Raw genomic sequence first — 3,135 nt, 5'->3', positions numbered from 1 at the left:
GCGGATATCCGCAAACAGGACTTCTTGAAGGGCACAGAGGCTTTTGACGCCCCCTCGTCCATTCTGCTCGGGACATTTATCGATCCGGCGACAGGCGTCCTTGAAGGACAGATCCACTGGGACCGGGAAGGTCACCTTTTGACCGTCGCGCCGACACGGTCGGGAAAGTCGACGACAGTCATCGTGCCCAACCTGCTGCGGTATCAAGGCAGCTGCGTGGTTCTGGACCCCAAGGGCGAGCTCTACCGGGATACATCCGCCTGGCGCGCACGAGACGGCCGCGAGGTTTACCGCATTGCGCCGTTCGAGGAGACGACCCACGGGTTCAATCCCCTTTCTGCCGTTCGGTCGTTGTCGGATGCCAGAGCCTTGGCCGATCTAATGATCCCGCACGATCCGCATGCGCAGGAGTTCTTCAAGAAGGACGCCGTGGCGTTCCTGAGCGCGCTGATCCTTTTTCTGACAAAGAAGGCGCCGGCAGACCGGCGAACGCTCGCCGAGGTTCGGCGCCTGACGGCCTTGCCCACGGATGAGTTCCTGACTCTGGTCAAGCACATGTCGACCTGCGGCATTCCTGCCGTGGTCAACGAGACGAACATAATCCTGGGCAAGAACAAAGACCGGGCTATCCCGAGCCTGCGCGACACTCTGAATACCGAAATGGCTGTATGGGATGACGAGGGCGTCATCGCCGCAAGCTCCCGAAATGATGTTGATTTCAGAGCGCTGAAGGACCGGCCCATAACGGTCTATGTCACCGTCCCCTTCGACAAGATGGAGGCCTTCGCTCCGTTCCTGAAGATCGTTCTAAGCAGCGCGCTCGAAGCGATGATCAGGAACACCCGGATTCCGGATATTCCCGTTCTGTTTGTCCTCGATGAGTTCTTGTCTCTTGGCCCCTTCCCCCAGTTCCGGAACGCGATCCGCACGCATGCCGGCGCGGGCGTGCGGCTGTGGTTCTTCCTGCAGGATGTATCCACCCTCGAAGAACACTACCCTTCGTCCTGGAAGACCTTCTTCAATTCAGCCGTGAAGCTCTTTTTCGGGACCGACGAGACGTTTACCGGCAAGCTCGTGTCTGACCTCCTCGGTGACACGACAGTGGGCTACCAGGCCGGCAACCTTTCCGGAAACCGGTCCACCAGCTCGAACGACGGGATCACACCGACCGTCAACAACGGCAGCTCGGTCAGCGAGTCCGTGTCCTTCGTGGGGCGCCCTCTCCTCACCCCGACCGAAGTCGTGGCGGCATTGAACCGCACGCACGGCGATAAAAGCCGTGATGGCTTTCTGTTCCTCGGGGGAACGCCTCCCGTCAGAACACGGCTGGTCCCGTGGTTCCTCGGCTCAACGTGCAAAGCCCGGATAGGGCAAACAAAAAAACCGTAAGGTGTCCCATGCCCTACAGACTCTATTTGAAAACAATCCTGTTTTATCTTCCTGTCTATGTCCTCATCACGGCCGCTAAGTTCATATGGGGCTTCCTGACGCACGCGAGTGTTGGAATATTCTGGATCATATTCCCCGACCCCCTGTTGCTTGCCAGAGTTCTTTTCCAGGTCATTGCCAATATCTATTATGTAGTCTCGGAAGGGCAGTATTTTTACCTTATCTTCCCCGGCTTCGGGATTGCACAGTGTTGGGTGCTTTTCCTGGTCGTGAAAGCCTTGATCGCTCAATACAGATCCGCCAGCACGCCAACATCCATGAAGGCTCCCCTCGATGCCCGGCGTCTCGGCCAGTGGCGCTGGACAACGCCGATCGCCATGACGTTCGCGATCATCGTGACGTTCTATGCCCTCACCATACTGCTCGGTCTGACGGGTGCGTCATGGTTCCGCCAAGGCGTAACCGGTCCCTGGCCTTTCTACATCGGGCTGTTTTTTGCCGCTCTGGGGCTTCTTTGGGGGCGCCGTTTCTCTGCGGCTGCACGCGGCCTGGTGGGCGGCTCGTTCGGTGTCCAGTATCTTCCGGACGATCACTGGCTGACCCAGAGAGTCCATGCTTTGGCTGACAAGCTGGACCTTCCTCACCCGGAAGTTGGGACGACCGAAGCCGTAAACGCCTTCGCTGTAGGGACCTCGGCCTCTCATGCGTCTGTCGTAATCGGCAAGCCATTGATTGCAAACCTATCGACCGAAGAACTGGATGCCGTGATCGGTCACGAACTCGGTCATATTGCGTCCGGCGACATGGCCCGCATGCAATTTGCGGAAGGCTACCAGTCCATGTTTTCCAACGTGTTCAACTTCCTCGCTCTTTTTGCCGGCGCGCTAGCCGCATCTGCCGCCAAACGGCGTTCTGAGGCACAGCTCGCGCACGGCCTCAGCCAGGTGGTTGGGATGCTCGGCAGAAACATCATCTTCTTTTCTGGCGAGCTGATCGTGAAGAAGCTTTCCCGGTCGCGGGAATTCTACGCGGACGCGATCGGCGCGAGCCTCAGCTCGCCCGAATCCATGATCGGTGCGCTGGAGAAGCTGGAGCGCATTCCAACCAGACCGACGCCAGCCGAACATCAATACGGATATCTGATGTTCAAGGGTGTCTCGCTCAGTGGTCTGTTTGCGACCCACCCGACCGTTGCGCGGCGCAAGGCCGATCTGGCTGACGGCACCCACCTTGCCGCCCTGCCGAGACGTGGCACTTTGAGATAGGCGGGAACATCCCGCCTATCTCAATACTCGTCGGCCCGCATGATGGTGAGGACCCGAAGGGTCTTGGCTGGATCAGCCGGATCTTCCGAGCCGTTCTCGCCGCGCGGGTCGTAGTAGTCGATCTTCCAGAAATAGCGGGTGCCGTTCTGATCGATGGCGCCGAAGTCGTGCTCGTCCCACGGGTCGTTATCGCCTGTAAAAGTGCTGAAGGTCATGACGGCGGTCAGGAGTTGCGTTTTCTCGGCTACCTCAAGGGCATCAACGCCCTGGGTCAGGAGAACCTTGCCGCCTATGAGCGTGCTTCTGAAGGCATCATTCAGTCTGGCGATCGTATTTTCTGGGTTCATGGTCGTTTCTTTCGTTGGTTGTCACACGCCTTTCCAGGCGCGGCGCCAACGAACCGACCGTGACTCGGCCGCCCCTCAATGCCCCTACACGGGAGGCCTGAAGGGCCGAATGGAGCGGACCGGGGCTTGAAGGG

At 58.9% G+C, this 3,135-nt stretch carries 3 protein-coding genes; 2 read left to right on the top strand and 1 reads right to left on the bottom strand.

All coding sequences use genetic code 11. The features are described 5' to 3' along the window. On the top strand, window positions 1–1,389 hold a 1,389-nt coding region (locus H512_RS25200), incomplete at its 5' end, for a type IV secretory system conjugative DNA transfer family protein (protein WP_036793047.1). Between the two features lie 8 nt (window positions 1,390–1,397). Then, window positions 1,398–2,654, top strand: a complete 1,257-nt coding sequence (locus tag H512_RS26065; RefSeq protein ID WP_053240091.1) for a M48 family metalloprotease — start codon at window positions 1,398–1,400, stop codon at window positions 2,652–2,654. A gap of 20 nt (window positions 2,655–2,674) precedes the next feature. Here H512_RS26065 and H512_RS0119865 read toward each other — a convergent pair whose 3' ends face one another. Continuing rightward, window positions 2,675–3,001: a DUF3768 domain-containing protein gene (locus tag H512_RS0119865; RefSeq protein WP_026784894.1), complete on the bottom strand. Its 327-nt coding sequence runs from the start codon at window positions 2,999–3,001 to the stop codon at window positions 2,675–2,677. Window positions 3,002–3,135: the final 134 nt, after the last annotated feature.

Origin of the sequence: Pleomorphomonas koreensis DSM 23070, assembly GCF_000425185.1 — a bacterium.
Taxonomy (GTDB): domain Bacteria; phylum Pseudomonadota; class Alphaproteobacteria; order Rhizobiales; family Pleomorphomonadaceae; genus Pleomorphomonas; species Pleomorphomonas koreensis.
The sequence above is the reverse complement of the archived record's forward strand: the minus strand, read 5'-3'. Positions and strand labels throughout refer to the sequence as shown.